Source organism: uncultured Thiodictyon sp. (genome assembly GCF_903828115.1).
Taxonomy (GTDB): domain Bacteria; phylum Pseudomonadota; class Gammaproteobacteria; order Chromatiales; family Chromatiaceae; genus Thiodictyon.
Map to the genome: position 1 here is coordinate 1 of NZ_CAIKKU010000017.1, position 2,035 is coordinate 2,035.

The window sequence follows — 2,035 nt, forward strand, 5'->3', positions numbered from 1 at the left end:
GTTGTCGTTGTCGTAATCGAATAATCCGACAACGACAACGACAACGACAACCGGTCCGTGAGAACGTCCCGTAGCTGTAGGGTACGTATCGCGTACCCGGCTCCGGCGGTCGTGGCGCTTGGCGGGTACGCGATGCGTACCCTACGAAATATGCGTTAACACATCAGTTCTGATCGGACCCTTCTCGCGACACCGCGCGGCGCTGGGGCAAGCATTCGCCCGGGATCCGCTCCAGGCCCGCTCCGTCGGCTGGGTGCCAAAAAAATTTGCATTTCAGGGACTTCTACCCGCGCGAAAACGAGAGGCAATGCCGATACGTCCATTTATCAAAACAACCCTGCCGCAGTCGCGCGAAGCACTGGTCGGTGGGCGGTGCCGGTGTCTCCGGATAGGCACCCAAGGGGTCGGCCAAACCTCTCACATAGGATGTCCGCGGCGCGGTGCACGGATCGCGGGCGGCATCGGATCAGTTTCATGGGGCAAGCAGCCCATGGGCCATCCCGGGCGCCGCCTCAGGACTACGGTGGGGCCTACACGGGGCCTGAGGTTGGGTCGGAGGTCGGCGCCGGGGAAACACCGTCAATGCCCGGTTGTTGGCTTGCTCAGCCCATGGTCGTGGTCTCTCGCTCAGTGCCGTGGGGCGCTCAGGCGCCCGCGACGGCCCGTTGGTCGAACAGTTTTTCCGCCTGGAACAGGCGCCCGTGCGCATGGTGCCAGAGGGCTTTGGCGAGCTTGCGCATGAGCTCGACCACCTGTTTACCCTTGATCGCCCCGGGGCGGGCGGTTTTGGCCTTGAACCACTTGGCCACCACCGGCTCGTTGGCAATCAGGCGCAGTGCGGCGAAGTAGAGATAAAAGCGGGCCACCGCGGGACCCCGCTTGGTGATCTTCAGCCGCCCTTTGTGTTTGCCGCTGCTGCGTTCGGTGAGGTTGAGCCCCAGCCCCTTACAGTAGCTGTCGGCATCGGGGTAGCTCAGCGGACTGCCCTGCGCGGCGAGCAGCACGGCACTGGTTACCGGCCCGACGACGCTGCGCAGGCTGGCGAGCGCGGGGTCGCCCGCCACCGCCTGCTCGATCAGCTTCTCGATGCGACGCAACTCCGTGTGGGTGTCCACCACCGCCTTGGCCTGCCAGCGCAGCAACTCACGCTCCTCCAGGATGCAGGGCATCCCCACCGTGTGGCCAGCACTGTCCAAGAGCGCCTCGATTTTCGCGGCGGCCAGTCCGGGACGCCCGATCTTTTGCATCAGCGTGCGCGCCTGTCCTTCCAAGGCATGCACCTGCGCCGGCCCGCCATAGGCGGCGATCAGGTGGTGCAGCGTCACGCTATCGAGATCCAGCAGCGTCAGGGCCTCGGGCCAATGCCGACTCAACAACGCCTCCAGACGATTGAGTTCCTGCTGATGGCGCGCCTTGCACTGATGCAGCATCTTCAGTTGGGCGGTGAGGGCGCGGCGGTGGGTATCGGCTTGCAGCCACTCCTGGCTGTGTCCCAGATCATGCAACTCCGCGATGATGTCGGCCGCCTTGGGGTCATGCAGACTGGGTACGCCGTCAAAGACTTCCGCCGCGTCATGCACCCGCTTGGCACTGACCCGGTAGAGCGTCGCGCCCAGTTGCCCCAACTGCCAGCGCAGCGCATCGCCGTAGGTGCCGCTGGATTCCATGACCGCCGCCACCGGCCCCGCCGCGATCAGCCGCCCGAGCCCTGTCAGCACCGTCGGCGTCTCCTCTGGATGCTGCCACTTCACGCGCACCAGCGGGTCCTCATCGGCGACCCGCAGGCAGGCCACGAAATCGTGTTTGGCCACGTCCACGGCGAACACCAGACACCGCCCGGCGACCTGCGTCGCCAGCGCATCCCAGTCCACGCCCTTGCATTCGACGCTGTGATATCTACCCTTACTCATGGGGACACCTCCGATTTTTCGGGACACACTCGCAAGTAAAGCACCTGCGGGCCGAACCATGAGGGTCCCCACCTTTTTTTGCCCGCCCGGGGCGCCCACCGCGGGGCACGGAGCTCGCCCGCCGA

The 2,035-nt window shown here is 65.3% G+C and carries 1 protein-coding gene; it reads right to left on the minus strand.

Going from position 1 to position 2,035, the window contains the following annotated elements; all coding sequences use genetic code 11:
- Positions 1-644 precede the first annotated feature (644 nt).
- Positions 645-1,910, minus strand: coding sequence for a transposase (locus tag QZY48_RS00645; RefSeq protein ID WP_295426479.1), 1,266 nt, complete (start codon positions 1,908-1,910; stop codon positions 645-647).
- Positions 1,911-2,035 lie beyond the last annotated feature (125 nt).